The sequence below is a fragment of the Mesorhizobium amorphae CCNWGS0123 genome, from assembly GCF_001686985.1.
GTDB classification, from domain to species: domain Bacteria; phylum Pseudomonadota; class Alphaproteobacteria; order Rhizobiales; family Rhizobiaceae; genus Mesorhizobium; species Mesorhizobium amorphae.
Genome location: NZ_CP015318.1, coordinates 4,516,939 through 4,534,631 on the forward strand (window position 1 = coordinate 4,516,939; position 17,693 = coordinate 4,534,631).

At 63.9% G+C, this 17,693-nt stretch carries 18 protein-coding genes; 10 read left to right on the top strand and 8 right to left on the bottom strand.

All coding sequences use genetic code 11. The features are described 5' to 3' along the window. Positions 1–11: 11 nt before the first annotated feature. The 3 genes from A6B35_RS21340 to A6B35_RS21350 are packed head-to-tail and all read right to left on the bottom strand — an operon-like array spanning position 12 to position 3,203. Positions 12–938 (bottom strand): ABC transporter permease, encoded by a 927-nt coding sequence (locus A6B35_RS21340; protein ID WP_006203438.1) that lies wholly within the window; start codon positions 936–938, stop codon positions 12–14. Beyond that, a complete protein-coding gene (locus A6B35_RS21345) occupies positions 938–2,056 on the bottom strand; it encodes an ABC transporter permease (protein ID WP_006203437.1) in 1,119 nt (372 codons plus the stop codon). Before A6B35_RS21345 ends, A6B35_RS21340 begins: the two co-directional genes overlap by 1 nt. 19 nt (positions 2,057–2,075) lie before the next feature. Next, positions 2,076–3,203: a BMP family ABC transporter substrate-binding protein gene (locus A6B35_RS21350; RefSeq protein WP_006203436.1), complete on the bottom strand. Its 1,128-nt coding sequence runs from the start codon at positions 3,201–3,203 to the stop codon at positions 2,076–2,078. 292 nt (positions 3,204–3,495) lie between these two features. Here A6B35_RS21350 and A6B35_RS21355 point away from each other — a divergent pair, with 292 nt between their 5' ends. The 3 genes from A6B35_RS21355 to A6B35_RS21365 all read left to right on the top strand — a co-directional run bounded on the left by A6B35_RS21355 (position 3,496) and on the right by A6B35_RS21365 (position 5,713). Continuing rightward, positions 3,496–4,185, top strand: coding sequence for a GntR family transcriptional regulator (locus A6B35_RS21355; RefSeq protein WP_006203435.1), 690 nt, complete (start codon positions 3,496–3,498; stop codon positions 4,183–4,185). A 262-nt stretch (positions 4,186–4,447) separates the two neighbouring features. After that, positions 4,448–4,888 carry a hypothetical protein gene (locus tag A6B35_RS21360; RefSeq protein ID WP_006203434.1) on the top strand — a complete coding sequence of 147 codons (441 nt, stop codon included), beginning with the start codon at positions 4,448–4,450 and terminating at the stop codon, positions 4,886–4,888. 393 nt (positions 4,889–5,281) lie between these two features. Further along, positions 5,282–5,713 (top strand): cupin domain-containing protein, encoded by a 432-nt coding sequence (locus A6B35_RS21365; RefSeq protein ID WP_006203433.1) that lies wholly within the window; start codon positions 5,282–5,284, stop codon positions 5,711–5,713. Positions 5,714–5,823: 110 nt separating this feature from the next. Here the strand turns inward: A6B35_RS21365 and A6B35_RS21370 are convergent, their stop codons facing one another. Further along, complete coding sequence (locus A6B35_RS21370) at positions 5,824–6,279, bottom strand: carboxymuconolactone decarboxylase family protein (protein WP_006203432.1); 456 nt, start codon at positions 6,277–6,279, stop codon at positions 5,824–5,826. A gap of 183 nt (positions 6,280–6,462) precedes the next feature. Here A6B35_RS21370 and A6B35_RS21375 point away from each other — a divergent pair, with 183 nt between their 5' ends. The 3 genes from A6B35_RS21375 (at position 6,463) to A6B35_RS21385 (ending at position 8,322) form a co-directional block, all read left to right on the top strand. Further along, complete coding sequence (locus A6B35_RS21375; RefSeq protein WP_006203431.1) at positions 6,463–7,263, top strand: copper homeostasis protein CutC; 801 nt, start codon at positions 6,463–6,465, stop codon at positions 7,261–7,263. Further along, positions 7,260–7,760, top strand: coding sequence for a GNAT family N-acetyltransferase (locus tag A6B35_RS21380; protein ID WP_006203430.1), 501 nt, complete (start codon positions 7,260–7,262; stop codon positions 7,758–7,760). Before A6B35_RS21375 ends, A6B35_RS21380 begins: the two co-directional genes overlap by 4 nt. A gap of 76 nt (positions 7,761–7,836) precedes the next feature. Continuing rightward, on the top strand, positions 7,837–8,322 hold the full coding sequence (locus A6B35_RS21385; RefSeq protein WP_006203429.1) for an SRPBCC family protein: 486 nt from the start codon (positions 7,837–7,839) through the stop codon (positions 8,320–8,322). Positions 8,323–8,373: 51 nt separating this feature from the next. On the opposite strand, the gene A6B35_RS21390 is transcribed toward A6B35_RS21385, so the two are convergent. The 3 genes from A6B35_RS21390 to A6B35_RS21400 form a co-directional block, all read right to left on the bottom strand. Then, complete coding sequence (locus tag A6B35_RS21390; RefSeq protein WP_006203428.1) at positions 8,374–9,171, bottom strand: FAD binding domain-containing protein; 798 nt, start codon at positions 9,169–9,171, stop codon at positions 8,374–8,376. A gap of 12 nt (positions 9,172–9,183) precedes the next feature. Then, positions 9,184–11,535 carry a xanthine dehydrogenase family protein molybdopterin-binding subunit gene (locus tag A6B35_RS21395; RefSeq protein ID WP_006203427.1) on the bottom strand — a complete coding sequence of 784 codons (2,352 nt, stop codon included), beginning with the start codon at positions 11,533–11,535 and terminating at the stop codon, positions 9,184–9,186. Between the two features lie 117 nt (positions 11,536–11,652). After that, on the bottom strand, positions 11,653–12,153 hold the full coding sequence (locus A6B35_RS21400) for a (2Fe-2S)-binding protein (RefSeq protein WP_040583100.1): 501 nt from the start codon (positions 12,151–12,153) through the stop codon (positions 11,653–11,655). A 216-nt stretch (positions 12,154–12,369) separates the two neighbouring features. On the opposite strand from A6B35_RS21400, the gene A6B35_RS21405 reads away from it, so the two are divergent. Continuing rightward, positions 12,370–13,608, top strand: a complete 1,239-nt coding sequence (locus A6B35_RS21405) for an FIST signal transduction protein (protein WP_006203425.1) — start codon at positions 12,370–12,372, stop codon at positions 13,606–13,608. Positions 13,609–13,620: 12 nt separating this feature from the next. Beyond that, positions 13,621–14,964 carry an ATP-binding response regulator gene (locus A6B35_RS21410; RefSeq protein ID WP_006203424.1) on the top strand — a complete coding sequence of 448 codons (1,344 nt, stop codon included), beginning with the start codon at positions 13,621–13,623 and terminating at the stop codon, positions 14,962–14,964. A 35-nt stretch (positions 14,965–14,999) separates the two neighbouring features. Here A6B35_RS21410 and A6B35_RS21415 read toward each other — a convergent pair whose 3' ends face one another. Beyond that, entirely contained in the window at positions 15,000–15,683 is a 684-nt protein-coding gene (locus A6B35_RS21415; protein ID WP_006203423.1) for a response regulator, read from the bottom strand. A 278-nt stretch (positions 15,684–15,961) separates the two neighbouring features. On the opposite strand from A6B35_RS21415, the gene maiA reads away from it, so the two are divergent. Then, complete coding sequence (maiA, locus tag A6B35_RS21420) at positions 15,962–16,612, top strand: maleylacetoacetate isomerase (RefSeq protein ID WP_006203422.1); 651 nt, start codon at positions 15,962–15,964, stop codon at positions 16,610–16,612. Positions 16,613–16,648: 36 nt separating this feature from the next. Next, the gene (locus tag A6B35_RS21425; protein ID WP_006203421.1) at positions 16,649–17,689 is read left to right on the top strand and encodes a zinc-dependent alcohol dehydrogenase family protein; all 1,041 of its coding nucleotides are present in this window, start codon (positions 16,649–16,651) and stop codon (positions 17,687–17,689) included. Positions 17,690–17,693 lie beyond the last annotated feature (4 nt).

Here is a 17,693-nt window from a genome sequence, read left to right on the forward strand (position 1 = left end):
AACCTCCGATCTCATTTGGTGATCGACAGTTCGCCCGGCGCGCCGGCGAGCGAACGGCTCGGCGACGAGGTGGCGATCATGATGACGAGGGTGAGGATGTAAGGCGCGGCGTAGAACAGGTAGTAGCCTTGCGTGACGCCGACCGACTGTAGTGCGGGGCCGAGCGCGCCGGCGCCGCCGAACAGGAGTGCTGCAGCAAAGCAGCCGAGCGGGTTCCAGCGCGCGAAGATGACCAGCGCCACCGCCATCAGCCCTTGCCCCGACGAGATGCCTTCGGTCCAACTGCCCGGATAGTACAGCGACAGATAGGCGCCGCCGATGCCGGCCAGCGCGCCGCCGACGCCGGTGGCGGCGAGCCGCACCGTGTTCGGATTGAGACCCATGGCGCGCGCGGCGTCGGAACTGTCGCCGACGACGCGCAGGATCAGGCCGGCGCGGGTGTTGCGGAAGGCCCACCACAGGAACGCCGCCAGGGCCGCGCCGATCAGGAACAGCACATTGACGTCGAGTGCTGCCTGCACCTGTGGAATGTCCGACCAGGCACCGAAGGGAATGGCCGGCAGGTCGGGCGCCGAAGGCTGGATGAACGGCTTGCCGAAGAAGAAGGCGAGGCCCGAGCCGAACAGCATCAGGGCAATGCCTATGGCTATGTCGTTGACCTTCGGGAATTTGCAGATCCAGCCGTGGAAGAGGCCGAAGCAGAGTCCGGCGAAGGCGGCGGCGAGCAAGCCGAGCCAAGGCGAGCCGGTCATCACCGCGACCGCATAGGCGCTCATGGCGCCGAACACCAGCGTGCCTTCGAGGCCAAGGTTGATGCGGCCCGAACGCTCGGTGATGGCTTCGCCGAGCGACACGAAGATGAAGGGGGTGGAAACGCGGATCGCGCCGCCGAGGATGGCGAGCGGTACGCCCCAGAGGCCGATCTCGGTGGCGTCCATCATCTGCTCCTTTGCCAGAGATCGGGATTGAAGGCCTTGAAGCGGCCGTAGAGGGTCTCGCTGAACAGGATGACGACGAACAGCATACCCTGCAGCACCAGCACGGTGGCGTCGGGCAGGTCCATACGGCGCTGGATCAGCCCCCCGGACGCATCGATGCCACCAAGCAGGAAGGCGACCGGGATGATGGCCAGCGGATTGTGGCGGGCGAGAAAGGCGACGAGGATGCCGGTATAGCCATAGCCGGCGGCGAGCGAGGCGTTGGCGCTGCCCTGCACCGCCGCGACCTCCAGCATGCCGGCGAGGCCTGCGAAGGCGCCGGCCAGCCCGGTGAAACCGACGATCAGCGAGCCGACGGCGAGCCCCTGCACCTGTGCCGCCCTGACATTGCCGCCGGCGATCCGTGCGGCAAAGCCCCAGCGGGTCTTTTCGATCAGCACCCAGGACAGCACGCAGGCGACGACTCCGACGGCAAGACCCCAATGCACCTCCATGCCCGGCATGTTGCCGATGCGGTAGATGTCGGCCAGCGGCTGGGTCGAGGGCTTGTTGAGCGAGGCCGGGTCACGCAGCGGTCCTTCGACCAGCTGGTTCATCAGGGCGATGGCGATGTTGGCCATCAGCAGGCTGGAGATGGTCTCGTTGACGGCGCGGTAATGGCGGAGCGCGCCGACGGCACCGATCCAGATGCCGCCGGCGGCCATGCCCGCCACGCCCATGACGAGAATGACGATGAAGGAAGGGGCGCCGCTGAACGCCGTGCCGGCTGCCGCGGCGGCGACGCCGCCGAGCACGATCGCACCCTCGCCGCCGATGACGACGAGGCCGAGCCGGGCCGGCAGCGCCACGCAGAGCGCCGCCAGCAGCAAGGGAGCAGCACGCGAAAGCGAGTTCTGGACCGAGAACCACGAGCCGAAGCCGCCGCGCCACATCGTTTCATACAGCTGGATTGGCGATTTGCCGACAGCCAGGATGAACAGGCTGAACAGCACCATGCCGACGATCAGCGCCACGATCGGAATGACGAAGGCTTCCGCCCGCCGGGCGACCCATTCGAGCGCCGCCGGATACCCCTTGGCACCGAACGTCGCCGGCGCGCCTGCCACCGTGTCTGACATATTGCCGCCTCCGTCCGGTTCAGGCGGTCGAGCCGACGACGCCCTCGACGAGATAGTCCATGCTTTCAAGCTCGATGGCGGTCTCGGCGAATGCCTGGCCTTCGGTTGCGACGACGATGCCCTTGTTGCTCTTCAGCGGGCCCTTGATGACGGAGAAGCCGCCCTTCATCATTTCGGCCAGCGTCGCGTCGAACTGCTTGCGCGCCGGCTCGGAGACGGCGGGACCGAGCGGGCTCATCTTGACGAAGCCGTCGGCCAGTCCGCCACGGGTGAAATTGGGCAGCGGCTTGCCGGCGATGAGGTCGTCGACGAACATCTTGTAGACCTTGGCCCAGTTCCATTCGGCGCCGGTCAGGTATTTCTCGGGCGCCAACGGGCTCTGGTTGGCGTGGTAGCCGCAGACGAAGGCGCCGCGGCCGGCGGCGGTCTCGACGACCACCTTGGGACTGTCGACATGGCAGGTGATGACATCGGCGCCCTGGTCGACCAGCGCGTTGGTGGCTTCCGCTTCCTTGACCGCCAGCGACCACTCGCCGGTGAAGATCACCTGGCAGGTGATGGTCGGGTCGACCGAGCGCGCGCCAAGCAGGAAGGAGTTGATGTTGAGCAGCACCTGCGGGATCGGCTTGGCGGCGACGAAGCCGAGCTTTTTGGTTTTCGAGGTGTGGCCGGCGACGACGCCGTTCAAATACTGGCCCATGCCGATATAGCCGAAATAGGATCCGGCATTCATCGGATGCTTGTCCTTGTTCCACATGCCGCCGCAATGGCGAAACTGGACGTCGGGGAATTTCGCGCACATAGCGAGCATGTGCGGATCGAAATAGCCGAAGGAGGTCGGGAATATCAGCGAGGCGCCGTCGAGGTTGATCATCGATTCCATCGTCTTCTGGACGTCGACCGTCTCGGGGACGTTTTCCTCCTCGACGATGGAGATGCCTTCGACGCCCTTCAGCGCGGCGGCACCCTCGGCATGCGCCTGGTTGTAACCATAGTCGTCCTTCGGCCCGACATAGATGAAGCCGACAGTGGCCGCGGCGGCGAACGCCCTGCCGATCGGAAAGGATGCCGAGGCCAGCCCAAGTGCGGCTCCGGCGGCGGAGGTCTTGAGCAACTGGCGGCGGCTAAGCATGAATCTGTCGGTCATCTCTTAAGCTCCCCTGTAGGACCCTTTTCCGGGTCGGTTGATGGCTTCTCAGGAAAGTGCATGCAATCACCGTGCCATTTGGCTTGGTGCAATTTATTGAACAAAATCAGTCACGCTTTCAAAATCGTCTGCTCATGCAGCGGGCAACTGCATGCACTTTCTGCCTTGAAAACAGCCAGTTTGACACACGGATTAAAATTGAGGCATAGAGAGCTATATCGAGTCGAGAAAGCCGACGGGCCGACCGACTCCACAAGAAGACGACGGAGGAAATTTGTCGGGGAAGCGCAGCTTGATCCGGTCGGGCACGACAGTCGATCAGATGGTGAGGGCGATCGGCGACCGGATCGTCACCGGCTTCCTGCGCCCTGGCGAAAAGCTTGACGAAACCTCGCTCGCCGCGCGATTCGACGTCTCACGCACGCCGGTCAGGGAAGCGCTCGGCCAGTTGAGCGCCATGGGCCTGGTCGAAAGGCGGCCGAACCGGGGCGCCATCGTCGCCGTGGTGACGCAGGAGCATCTCGCCTCGATGTTCGAGAGCATGGCCGAACTGGAAGCGATATGCGCTCGCTTCTCGGCTGCGCGCATGACCAGCGGCGAGCGCCGCTCGCTCGAGATCGAGCATCAGTCTTCGGCACGACTGGTGCAGCTAGGTGCCGAAGAGGACTATGAGTATTTCAACACCGAGTTCCACACGCGGCTCTATCGCGGCGCTCACAATGCCCATATCTACGAAATGACAGTGATGACGCGGAGCCGGCTGGCGCCGTTCCGCCGCGCGCAGTTCATGCTGCCGGGGCGTCTCGCCAAATCCTGGCAGGAGCACGACGCCATTGTCACCGCAATCATGCGTGGCGACGGCAATGCCGCTGGCAAGGCTGCCAAGGATCACGTCTCCATCGTCAGCGAAGCAAGCGCTGTCTTTGCCCTCGGCGAGCAGCCGAAGGGCGCAAGGACGACAATGCCGGTCACTGCCAGCTGACGAGCAACGCTTGCGAACGACAGGACTGGCGGCCAGAAGGTCAAAGTCAACTTTGGGTCAGTCGGAGGCCTCAGTTCCCTCGAGTGAAACGAACAAGCAATCCTTGATTCCTGGCGGTTTCCTGCAACTATTGCCCTAAATCCATGTCAAATGGATGCAATGGGGGCATTGGACCATGGTGAGGTATCGGTTTGCAGGGCACGCCCTGGCTCTATTGGCTGCTCACGCCTTCATCTCCGATGGTCGCGCCAATGACGCGGCAATGCCGGTCGCGGCAGACGCGCGGGTGTCTCACCTGCTCGACCGCTCCGACATGGCGCGAGCCTATTCAGGCGAATCGGACCTGGTGACCGCCTACACGACGGGAATGGCGCGCAATCGTCTCAATCTGACCGCGCGTGGCGGCGAAAGCGATCTTGCGGTCCCGCTCGAGCCAAGGCTCCTGCGCGCGGAATTCCGTGCGCGAACGTGGCGGGCGGCGGACGGCAGCCTGTTGCAGGGTTTTGCCGGCACGGGCGGCTTCCGGCTGACGACCGGAAATTGCCTTGCCCGCATCTGCTCCGCCAGCGAATGCAGCGATGACGGTTGGCCGGTCTACAAATGCAGCGACGGCCGCAAGCGCAAGATGTCGGTCGCCGACTTCGTGACGGCAGTCTTCGACGGCGTCCCTTACCGGCGATTGAGCGCCCCTCCCAAGGAGTAACGCCGCACATCAATGCCATGAGCGACAATACCGGGCACGGGTGAAGTGATTGAGGCCTGAGGCGCTGGGCAGGCAAAACGGGGCAATGATTTGAGCGACACCCCGTGGCGCTACGCAAGGGCCGAAGGGCCGGCTTACGCGATCGCGCAATAATCAATCCGGCGGACTTTGCTATGCTTGGCTCAGCGGCGGTCTTGACGCCGCGTGGCCGGCGCTCCCAGGCAACCCCAATCTCCCCGCCCCCTGCAGCGCCGGCCATCCTCGAAAACCGGCGATCGATCGATCGGACCGATTTCAGATTGCGACCCAAGTCCTGTTCGGCTCTGCCTGCGAGAGGCGCTTGCACGCACATGCCCGCCGGGCGATGGTGCAACCGTATCTTTGGGAGGAACCATGCGAAACATCCTGGCATCGGCGCTGCTGCTTTGCGCCGCGCTCTGCGCGGACACCGCCGCGGCGCTGGACAGTACCGGCACGCCGGTCGTCGTGACGCCGCTTGCCGATCGCACCGAGACGGCCTCTGGCCAGCCGATCACGCTGCCGCAAAAGAACGTAGAGGTCATCGTCTCGACTTTTGACATCGCAGTTGGCGCGACCTTGCCGGTGCACAAGCATCCGTTTCCCCGCTACGCCTATGTGCAGGCGGGAACGCTTCAAGTGACGAATGTCGAGACCGGCAAGAGCAACACCTACAAGACGGGCGATTTCATCATCGAGATGATCGGCCAGTGGCACCAGGCCACCAATGTCGGCGACGGCCCTGTCAAGCTTTTGGTCATCGACCAGGTCGAGCAAGGCGCCAAGAACACGGTGCTGCGCCAGTAGCCACGCTTGGAGCGGTTCAGCTTTTGATGGAATCGACGAACCGCTCCAAGGGGTTTGTTTCCACGCAGTTCCGGACGGAAAACCGCTGCGCACTTTTCCTGGAACTGCTTTTAGCCCCAGGCGCCGACCGGCTGTCTGGTGGCGGCGTTGAGGCGGTTGAACGCATTGATGAGCGCGATCTGGACCACAAGCGCGGCCAGCCCTTTCTCGTCATAGTGCCGGGCGGCCTCGTCCCATACATCGTCGGGCACCGCATCGGAGCGGTCGCTCAACCGGGTCGTGGCCTCGGTCAGCGCAAGGGCGGCGCGTTCGGCATCGTTGAAATAAGGCGTTTCGCGCCAGGCGGAGACGGCGAAGATGCGCTCGTCCTTTTCACCGGCCTTCTTCAGTTCGCGCGCATGCATGTCGACGCAGACGCTGCAGCTGTTGATCTGGCTGGCACGCAGGTGCACGAGCTTGCGCGTCACATAAGGCACATCGGCAGCTTCGGTCGACTTGTCCAGCGCCAGCAGCGCCTGCAAGGCGCCGGGAATGAGCATCACCGGGTTTTTCAGTCGTGCTTGCATGATTGGTCTCCTTCAAATCGGTTTCGGCAGGCTGTCGTCGGCCGCGAAATCAATAACCAAATGGCTATGGATTATCCATAACTCGTCGGTTATGGATATGTCAAGCGGGCGTCTGGCCCTGAATTGGCGCCCCCACTGTCGCGTGTTGGACCGATCATTGCTGCTTTGACGACGGCAGGCCCGATGCTAGGGCTGGCCGTCTGCAATCATGAACGGATCGTCTCCTTGGCCAGAAATGCCCGCCTGCCCCTGATCGAACTTTGCGTCGAAGGCATTGATGGCCTGCTCGCAGCGCAAGCTGCCGGCGCCGACCGGGTCGAACTCTGCGCCAGCCTGGTCGAAGGCGGCATCACGCCGAGCCTCGGCACGGTGCGCGCGGCACTGGAGCTTGCTACCGTTCCGTTCCATGTCATCGTGCGGCCGCGCGGTGGTGACTTTCTCTACAGCGAGACCGAATACCGTTCGATGCTGGCCGATGTCAGCGCGCTCCGCGATCTTGGCGCCGCCGGTGTCGTCGTCGGCTGCCTCAACGCGGACGGCAGCATCGACGAGCAGCGCATGAGCGGGCTGGTGCAGGCGGCCGGCTCGCTCAATGTCACCTGCCACCGCGCCTTCGACATGACGCGCAATCCGGTCGAGGCGCTTGAAGCCCTGATCCGCTGCAAGGTCGGCCGCGTGCTGACCAGCGGCCAGCGCGACACGGCGCTGGAAGGGGCGGACCTGCTGGCGGAACTTGTCCGGCAGGCTGGCGACCGCATCATCATCCTCGGCTGCGGCGCGCTCGCCCCCGACAACATCGCCAAAGTGCTCGAGAAAACCGGGCTGAGCGAAATGCATTTCGCCGCGCTCGCCGACGTGCCGAGTGCAATGGCCTACCGCAATCCGCGTGTCGGCATGGGCGGCGCCAACCTCGACCGCGAATACCGCACCACCGTCACCGACGAGGCCCTGGTGGCGGCGACTATCGCGGCGGTCAGGGCATGACCATGAATGAACCTTTGCCGATAGACCGGGTCTTGCCCGAAGACGAACCTGCCATACTGACGCTCAACAACGAGCATGCGGCCGAACTGTCGTGGCTCGAACCCGAGCGGCTGTCCTTCCTGATCGGCGAGGCGTTCTATACGCGCCGCATCGGCGCGCTCGAAGCCTTCATCATGACCTTCGACCAGGATGCCCAATACGACAGCCCGAACTTCCTCTGGTTCCGCGAGCGCTACCGGCGCTTCGTCTATGTCGACCGCGTCGTCGTCGCGGCGCAGGCGCGCGGCCGCGGCCATGCCCGCCGGCTGTATGAGGATCTGTTCGACCAAGTTTCGCGCGCCGGCCACACCATCGTCACTTGCGAGGTCAATGCCGAGCCACCCAATCCGGCTTCGGATGCGTTTCACGCCGCGCTCGGCTTTGCCGAGGTCGGCGGTGCGGTGATCCATGGCGGCAAGAAGGCAGTGCGCTACTACGCCAGGCAGATCACCGGCTAACGCGGCATCAACCGGTACTGGCGCCATGAACAAGCCAAGGCTAAAGTAGCCGCTTCCGCCAGCCAGGCGAAACACCATGCCGAGCAACGTCTTCCGCTTCGATGAGAGCTGGGACATTCCCGAGGCAACGCCGCAAGAGGTGTGGGAGGTGCTTTCCGACGCCGAACTGCTGCCGCTCTGGTGGGGCGACGTCTACAAGGAGGTCGTGCCGCTCGACAGGAAGGGCAAGGGCGTGGTCGGCTCGCGGGCCAAGGCCCGGGCGCGCGGCGCCTTGCCCTACGAGCTGAACTTCATCGTCGAGGCAGCCGAGCTCGAACCGGGACGGCTGGTGGTGGTGAAGACTTTTGGCGATTTCGACGGGCTTTGGCGGGCGGAACTGTCGCCGTCCGGAACAGGCACTCATGTCAAGCTGATCTGGCAGGTGACGGTGCTGAGGCCTATCCTGAAACTGCTGGCGCCGATCCTGCGCCACGCCTTCGCCTGGAACCATCGCTGGACCACGCCGCGCGGCGAAGCCGGCCTGCGCCGCTACCTGGCGCAGAAAAATGGCAGAGCGGCCTGACCAGCAAAAAGGGGCCGCGAGGCCCCTTTCCATTCATCGCATCACGAGCACTCAGGCGTTGGCGGCAGCCACTGCGCGCTTGGCCATCACCGCGATCAGATTGGCGCGATAGTCTGCCGAAGCATGGATATCGCTCATCAGATTCTTCGCCGGCACCTTCACGCCGTCGAGCGCCGATGCGGCAAAATTCTTCGCCAGTGCCGCCTCGATCTCCTTGGAGCGGAAGACGCCGTCGTCGCCGGCACCGGTGACCGCGACGCTGACGCCGTCCTTGCCCTTGGCGACAAACACACCGACGATCGCGTAGCGCGAAGCCGGATTGCGGAACTTCTCATAGGCAGCCTTGGCCGGCGCGGTAAAGCTTACCGCGGTGATGATCTCGCCATCCTTCAGCGCCGTCTCGAATAGACCCGTGAAGAATTTGCCGGCGGCGATCTGACGCTTGTTGGTCACGATCGTTGCCCCCAGCGCCAGCAATGCCGCCGGATAGTCGGCGGCCGGATCATTGTTGGCGATCGAACCGCCGATCGTACCCCTGTAGCGTACCGCCGGGTCGCCGATCAGCGACGCCATTTGGGCAAGCGCCGGACAGGCTTTCTTCAGCTTCTCGTCACTGGCGACATCGTAATGCGTCGTGGCCGCACCGACGGTGACGGTCTTGCCCGACACCTTGACGCCCTGCAGCTCCTTGATCCGCGAAAGATCGACAAGGTCGGAGGGTGCGGCGAGCCGGGTCTTCATCGCCGGGATCAGCGTCATGCCGCCCGACAACAACTTGGCATCGCCGCTCTTGATCAGCTTGGCGGCGTCGGCGACCGAGGTGGCGCGGTGGTAGTTGACCGAATACATGGCTGTTCCTCCTCAGTGCTTCGTCGCCGCCCGGATCGCTGCCCAGACCGTGGACGGCGATGCCGGCATGGCAATGTCGGTGATCCCGATGGCGTCGGTAATGGCGTTGATGACCGCCGGCGGCGATCCGATGGCGCCCGCCTCGCCGCAGCCCTTGATGCCGAGCGGATTGCTCGGGCACGGCGTGTTCGAAGTCGAGACCTTGAACGACGGCAGGTCGCCGGCGCGCGGCATGGTGTAGTCCATGTAGCTCGCCGTCAGCAATTGTCCGCCGGCGTCATAATGCGCGCCTTCCAGCAAGGCCTGGCCGATGCCCTGGGCGATGCCGCCATGCACCTGACCCTCGACGATCATCGGGTTGATGATGTTGCCGAAATCGTCCGCCGCGACGAACTGGACGATCTCGGTTGTGCCGGTTTCCGGATCGATCTCGACCTCACAGATGTAGCAGCCTGCCGGGAAAGTGAAATTCGCCGGATCGTAGAACGCCGTCTCCTTCAGCCCCGGCTCCATGCCGCTTGGCAGATTATGGGCGGTGTAGGCGGCGAGCGCCATCTGGAACCACGGTATGTTCTTGTCGGTGCCGGCGACCTTCAGCGCCCCGTTCTCGATGACGATGTCGCCCTCGTCGGCTTCGAGCAAATGAGCTGCGATCTTCTTGGCCTTGGCCTCGACCTTGTCCAACGCCTTGGCGATAGCCGACATGCCGACGGCGCCCGAACGTGAGCCATAGGTGCCCATGCCCATCTGCACCTTGTCGGTGTCGCCATGGACGATCGAAACGCTGTCGATCGGCACGCCAAAGCGCTCATTGACCAATTGCGCAAAGGTCGTCTCGTGGCCCTGGCCGTGGCTGTGCGAACCGGTCAGCACCTCGATCGTGCCGACGGCGTTGACCCGCACCTCCGCCGATTCCCAAAGGCCGACACCGGCGCCGAGCGAGCCGACCGCCGCCGACGGCGCGATGCCGCAGGCCTCGATGTAGCAGCTCATGCCGATGCCGCGCAGCAGCCCCTTCTTGGCGGCGGCTGCCTTGCGCTTGGCAAAGCCGGCATAGTCGGACGCCTTCGTGGCCGCGTCGAGCGAGGCGCCATAGTCGCCGGCGTCGTAATTCATGATCACCGGTGTCTGGTGCGGGAAGGAGGTGATGAAGTTCGTGCGCCGCAGTTCCGCCGGCGACACACGAAGTTCGCGCGCCGCCGCCTCCATGGTGCGCTCGAGCAGATAAGTGGCTTCCGGCCGCCCTGCCCCGCGATAGGCATCGACGGGCGCGGTGTTCGTATAGACCGTGCGCACATTGGCGTGGATTGCCGGGATGTCGTACTGGCCCGACAGCAGCGTCGCATAGAGATAGGTCGGCACGCAGGACGAGAACAGCGACATGTAGGCGCCGAGATTGGCGATGGTGTCGACTTTCAGACCGGTTATCCGGTTGTTTTTGTCGAAGGCCATCTCCACCGTCGAGACATGGTCGCGGCCATGCGCGTCCGACAGAAAACTTTCGGTGCGGTCGGCGACCCATTTGACGGGCACGCCGGTCTTCTTCGAAGCCCACAGGCAGACGATCTCTTCCGGATAGATGTAGATCTTGGAACCGAAGCCGCCGCCGACATCGGGCGCAATGACGCGCAATTTGTTTTCCGGCGCGATGTTGTAGAAAGCGCTCATCACCAACCGCGCGACATGCGGGTTCTGCGACGTCGTCCAGCAGGTATAGTGGTCCTCGGCCTTGTCGTAATGGCCAAGGGCGGCGCGAGGCTCCATGGCGTTGGGCACCAGCCGGTTGTTGACGATCTTCATGCGGGTGACGTGGGCGGCAGCCTTGATCGCCGCGTCGGTCGCCTTGGCGTCGCCGATCTCCCAGTCGAAGATCAGGTTGTTCTCGGCCTCCGCATGGATCTGCGGCGCGCCCTTCTCCAGCGCCTTGGTCGCGTCGACGACCGCCTTCAGTTCCTTGTAGGTGATCTCGACAGCTTCGGCCGCGTCGCGCGCCTGGCCTTTGGTTTCCGCCACCACGATGACGACCGCGTCGCCGACATAGCGGACCTTGTCGACGGCGAGCGGCGACCAGGCGCCCATCTTCATCGGCGAGCCGTCCTTGGAATGGATCATCCAGCCGCAGATGAGATTGCCGATTCCGTCAGCCTTGAGCTGCTTGCCGGTCAGCACGCCGACGACGCCGGGCATGGCTTGGGCCTTCTTGACGTCGATCTTCTTGATCTGCGCATGCGCGTGCGGGCTGCGTACGAAGGCCGCATGCTTCATGCCGGGAACCACCATGTCGTCGACATAGCGGCCGGCGCCGGTGATGAACCTCTTGTCTTCCTTGCGCGCGACCCGAGCGCCAACACCTTCAATGCCCATCAGAAATTCCTCCCGAATTTAGGTGAGTAGTAGGTAGGGATTAGGCAGTTGGGAAAAGGCTCGGATCCGTATGGCCGTTTGCCCTACCCCCTATCGCCTACTCCCTACTCCCTTGCCTTATGCTGCTTGCTTCGCCTTGCCCTTGGCTCCCTTGGCCATCGTCTTCGATGCGGCGAGGATCGCCTTGACGATGTTGTGGTAGCCGGTGCAGCGGCAGATGTTGCCTTCCAGTTCGGCGCGTACCGTTGCCTCGTCGAGGCCTTCCGGATGGCGCGCGATCATGTCGGTCGCGGTCATGATCATGCCGGGCGTGCAGAAGCCGCATTGCAGGCCGTGATGTTCCTTGAACGCCGCCTGCACCGGATGGAGGTCGGCGCCGTTTGCCAGCCCTTCGATCGTCACGATGTTCGACCCGGAGGCCTGCACCGCGAGCATCGAGCACGACTTCACCGCCTTGCCGTCGACATGCACGACGCAGGCGCCGCATTGCGAGGTATCGCAGCCGACATGCGTCCCGGTGAGGCCGAGATTTTCCCGCAAGAAATGAACCAGCAGCGTCCGGTCTTCGGCCGTGCCGCTGACCCGCTTGCCGTTCACCATCAACGATACGTCCGACATGAAACCTCCCTGGGTAATTTACCTTGGTCGTCCCGGCGCCGGTGTTGCTCGGACGCTGCGGATATCGGCCTATTCCTATTCCGCACAAAGCACGGGAAAAAGTGCCTTGCGCCCTCCACGACGCGAGAATGCAGTTCGTCCGAAACGCCGCATATTGTACTTTCGGTCACGCCTGACGGGGCCCGCCCATTGCCAAAGCGACCCCCGAAGACAACAATGCCCTGCAACGCCTGCGTGCCGGACACGCACAAGAACGCGTTGGAGGACCCTGCAGGAGGAAGGCAGCTGGCCAGTTCGAGCACGCGCTACGCATGCGGCCTCTCGGCGCTCACCACGGATGAGCCCGACGCCAACGCTTTCGCCCAGGCCATCGCGGCGGAAGCGGCAGCCATCGACGCCGGCTTCGCGCTGCTGTTCTTCTCCCAGAGCCTGGTCGACGCGACAGCCCTGTCCCAGGCGCTGAAGGCGCATGCGCCTTCGCTTGCCTATGCCGGCTGTTCGACCGCCGGCGAGATCACGCCGCAAGGTCTGGAGGAAGGCCACATCCTCGCCTTGCTGCTGCCTTCGGCGTCGTTTTCGACCGTCAGCATCATGGTCGACAACCTCTCCTCGTCGGGCATGGACAGGATCACCGGTGAAGTCGCCGCGCTCAGGCGCCTGCTGCGCGGCCGCGTCGGGCACGCACTGGCCAAGGGAACCTTCGCCCTCTGCTTCATCGACGGCCTCTCCTATGCCGAGGAAGCAGTGACCTCCGCGATCCATTGGGGGCTGGACGACATTCCGCTGATCGGCGGCTCGGCCGGCGACGATCTGAAATTCGAGACGACCAGGCTGATCTCGAACGGCAAGGTCGCCTCCGACAGCGCCATCATCGTGCTGATCACCACGGAAATTCCGTTCCACGTCTTCAAGACCGACAACTTCATCCCCACCGACGAGAAGCTGGTGGTGACCGCGTCCGATCCCGATCACCGCATCGTGCGCGAGTTCAACGCCATCAACGCCGCGGAAGAATACGCCGCCTCGGTCGGCATCATCCCACAGACGCTGACGCCGCTCAGCTTCGCCTCGCATCCGGTGGTGGTGAAGGTCGGCGGCGAGTATTATTGCCGCTCGATCCAGAGGATGCATGCCGACGGCTCGCTGTCGTTCTTCTGCGCCATCGACGACGGCGTCGTGCTCTCCATCGCCCAGCCGAAGAACATGGTGGAAGCGACGCGCGCCGCCCTCAAGGATGTCGAGGAAAAGCTCGGCGGCATCGACATGATCCTCGGTTTCGACTGCGTTCTGAGACGGCTCGACGCCCGCAACCGCCAGGTCTTTCGCGACATTTCGGAACTCTACCGGGTCAACAACGTCATCGGCTTCGGCACCTATGGCGAGCAGTATCGGTCGATGCATCTGAACCAGACCTTTACCGGCATCGCCTTCGGCGAGCGCCAGGCGGCGGAATAGGATCTTTTCTCCATGCCGCTGAGAGACATCAACGACCTGGAAAAGCTGAAGAAGATCAACGCGGCGCTGGTCAGCCGCGTCGAGCGCTCGATGGACCAGCAGGGCAATGCCTTCTCGCTGTTCCAGACCGCGATTTCGCTGGAGAACCGGGTCCGCACCCGCACCGAGGAATTGCATTCGACCTTACGCCGGCTCGAACAGTCGAACATCGACCTCAGCGCCGCCAAGGAAACCGCCGAACTGGCGAACCTGTCCAAGACCCGGTTCCTCGCCGCCGCCAGCCATGACGTGCTGCAGCCGCTGAACGCCGCCCACCTCTCCGTCTCGGCGCTGGCCGAACTGCAGACCAGCGACGAAGGCAAGAAACTCGTCCGCCAGGTCGAACGCTCGCTGGAGACGATGGAAGACCTGTTGCGCACGCTGCTCGACATTTCCAAGCTTGACGCCGGCGTCGTGCAGCCCGACATCGGCGACGTCAGCCTGGAGACGCTGTTCTCCTCGCTGCGCTCGGATTTCCTGCCCGTCGCCGAGATGAAGGGCCTGACGTTGAAATTCCGGCCGGTGAACGCCGTCGTGCGTTCCGACCGCACGCTGCTGCGCCGCATCCTGCAGAACATCTTGTCCAATGCGCTGCGCTACACCCGCTCCGGCGGCGTGCTGGTCGGTACCAGGCATCGTGGCGACACCATCCGCATCGACGTCGCCGACACCGGCTGCGGCATCCCCGCCGACCAGCGCGAGGCGGTGTTCGAGGAATTCCACCGCGGCGGAACCGCACTCACCGATACCGGGCTTTCCGGCGGCGGGCTTGGATTGGGTCTCGCGATCGTGCGCCGCATGGCGGCAGCGCTTGGCCATCCCGTGACGTTTTCGTCGAAGGTCGGCCGCGGCACGATCTTTCACATCGACGTGCCGGTCGGCATCGGCGCCACGTCTGACACCGTTGCCGGCACCACCGACATGGAGCGACCGCGCGGCTACGGCCTGTTCGGCACCAAGGTGCTGCTGGTCGAAAACGACGCCGACGTGCTGCAGGCGATGACGTCCCTGCTCGAGCGCTGGCAATGCGTGGTGCGCGCCGCAACCTCGACCGACGATGCGCTCGACATGCTCGGCGACACCGACTGGGTGCCGGACATCGTCATTGCCGACCAGCATCTCGACGGCGGCGACCTCGGAACCGCCACCATCGCCGAGGTCCGCGACTATCTCGGTCGCCCGGTTCCGGCGCTGATCGTCACCGCCGACGCTTCAGAAATTGTCGCCAAGGCCGCCCGCGCCGACGGCATCGAGCTGATGCGCAAGCCGCTGAAGCCCGCGCAACTGCGCGCGCTTCTGGCGCATTTGCTGGCTTAGCTCAATGCCTCCCCTCGATGGGAAGGGTAAAAGACTCAAAACCCCGCCTGATCGCGAAACAGCTCCGCATTGTCCAGCTTCGACACTTCGATCACTGCTTGCGTGCGGCTGTACACATTGAGCTTGCGCAGGATTTCCGAGACATGCGCCTTGACCGTGGTCTCGCCAACCTGCAGCTCATAGGCGATCTGCTTGTTGAGCATGCCCTGGCGCAGCATCTGCAGCACCCTGAGTTGCTGCGGCGTCAACCTGGACAGGCGCTGCAGCATGTCGGCGCGGTCGGCGCTGTCGGCGTCGGGCGGCTGGCCCTCATAGGTTTCGGGCACATAGATCGCGCCGTCCATCACCGAACGGATGGCGGCGGCGAGATCGCTCTTGCGCGCCGATTTCGGGATGAAGCCGGCAGCGCCGTAGGACAACGCCTCGGAGATGATTCGAGGCTCTTCATAGCCAGAGACGATGACAACCGGCAGGCGCGGATGGCGGGTCCTGAGCTGCAGCAGTCCGTCGAAACCATGCACGTCGGGCATGCTGAGGTCGAGCAGCGCAAGGTCGAACAGTTTTGCGCCGGCCAAGAGATCGAGCGCCTCGGCGATCGAGCGCGCCTCGACCGTGTCGACATCCGGATAGGCCATCTGCACGGCGCTGTGCAGCGCTTCGCGAAACAGCGGATGGTCGTCGATGATCAGAAACCGGGCGCGATCGTTGACTGCGGTCATGGTGAGGTCGCTTCACTTCGCTCAGAATAGGATAATCCGCCGACCATGGCCAGATTATTGCAAGATAGTACATCGCCATATTTGGCTGGCGCTTGCCCGGCCGTGCAAATCGGCCGAATGTGCCGGTAAACAAAACAATAGCTTTGGCAGAGACCGTGCATGACAGAGTTCGTCCTCCCCTTGCCCGCAACCCTTTCGCTGGCCGTTACGGGCTCTGAGTGGCGTCGACGGGACAGGCACGATCGAACTGACCATCGGCCAGCCGACAGCGTGATCCGATGAGCGACCTCGTCCTTCACAACTACTACCGTTCCTCCACCTCCTATCGGGTGCGGATCGCGCTGGAGATGAAGGGCCTGACCTATGACTACGTGCCGCATCATCTGCGCCATGGCGAGCATCTGGAGCCGGCCTATCTCGCGGTCAATCCGCAGGGGTTGGTGCCGGCGCTGATCCTGGGCGATGGCACGCTTTTGACGCAGTCGCTAGCGATCATCGAATATCTCGACGAGACCAAGCCCGAGCCGCCGCTGCTGCCGAAGGATGCGCTCGGCCGGGCGCATGTCAGGATGCTGGCGCAGATGATCGCCTGCGACATCCATCCGGTGAACAATCTGCGCGTGCTGACCTCGCTGCGCACCCTGTTCGGCGCCGGCGACCAGGATGTCGTCAACTGGTTCCGGCACTGGGTGAACGAAGGTTTCCAGCCGCTTGAAAAGATTCTGGCTTCGTCGCCGCAGACGGGCATGTTCTGTCACGGCGACACACCGGGGCTGGCCGACATCTGCCTGGTCGCCCAGGTCATCAACAATGCCCGCTTCGGCGTCGACATGACGCCTTACCCCACGATCTCGCGCATTCATTCCGCCTGCATGGCGCTGCCGGCCTTTCAGAAGGCGGCGCCAGAGAATCAGATAGACGCGGAATAGCCGCATAGGATTGGGGCAGAGTATAGGGAGTTGCCGATGAAAGCCGTCGTCTTCGAGAAATTCGGCGAGGCGCCGACGATCCAGACCGTGCCCGATCCGAAGCCGGCGCCGGAAGGCGTCGTCATCAAGGTCGAGGCGACCGGGCTCTGCCGCAGCGACTGGCATGGCTGGATGGGCCATGACGACGGCATCACGCTGCCGCATGTGCCGGGCCACGAACTGGCGGGTGTCGTCGTCGCCGCCGGCAAGCGGGTGACCCGCTGGAAGGCCGGCGAGCGTGTCACCGTGCCCTTTGCCGTCGGCTGCGGCCGCTGCTTCGAATGCAATTCGGGCAATCACCAGGTCTGCGAGCACCAGACGCAACCCGGCTTCACTGCCTGGGGTTCGTTCGCCGAATATGTCGCCATCGACCATGCCGACACCAACCTCGTGCGCCTGCCGGACGAGATGGACTTCGCCACAGCCGCCAGCCTCGGCTGCCGTTTCGTCACCTCGTTCCGCGCCATTGTCGACCAGGGCCGGGTGACGCCAGGTGAATGGGTGGCTGTGCATGGCTGCGGCGGCGTCGGCCTGTCCGCGATCATGATCGCCAGCTCGATGGGCGCCAATGTGATAGCCATCGACCTCACCGACGAGAAGCTGGACTTCGCGAAAAAGATCGGCGCGGTGGCCACGATCAATGCCGCGACAACGACGAATGTGGTCAAGGCGGTCAAGCAGATCACCAATGGCGGTGCGCATATGTCGATGGACGCGCTTGGCCATCCGACGACCTCGTTCAACTCGATCGCCAATCTGCGCCGGCGCGGCCGTCACGTGCAGGTCGGCCTGATGCTCGCCGAGCATGCCAGGCCGCAGGTGCCGATGGACAAGGTGATCGCCTTCGAACTCGAGATCCTCGGCAGCCACGGCATGCAGGCCTACCGCTATCCGGCGATGATGGAGATGATCCGTACCGGCAAGCTGAAGCCCGAACTTCTGGTCGGCAAGAAGATCAGCCTTGAGGAGGCGCCCGCCGCGCTGATGGCGATGGGAGGCTTCGAAGGCATCGGCATCGGCGTGGTGACGAAATTTTAGCTGC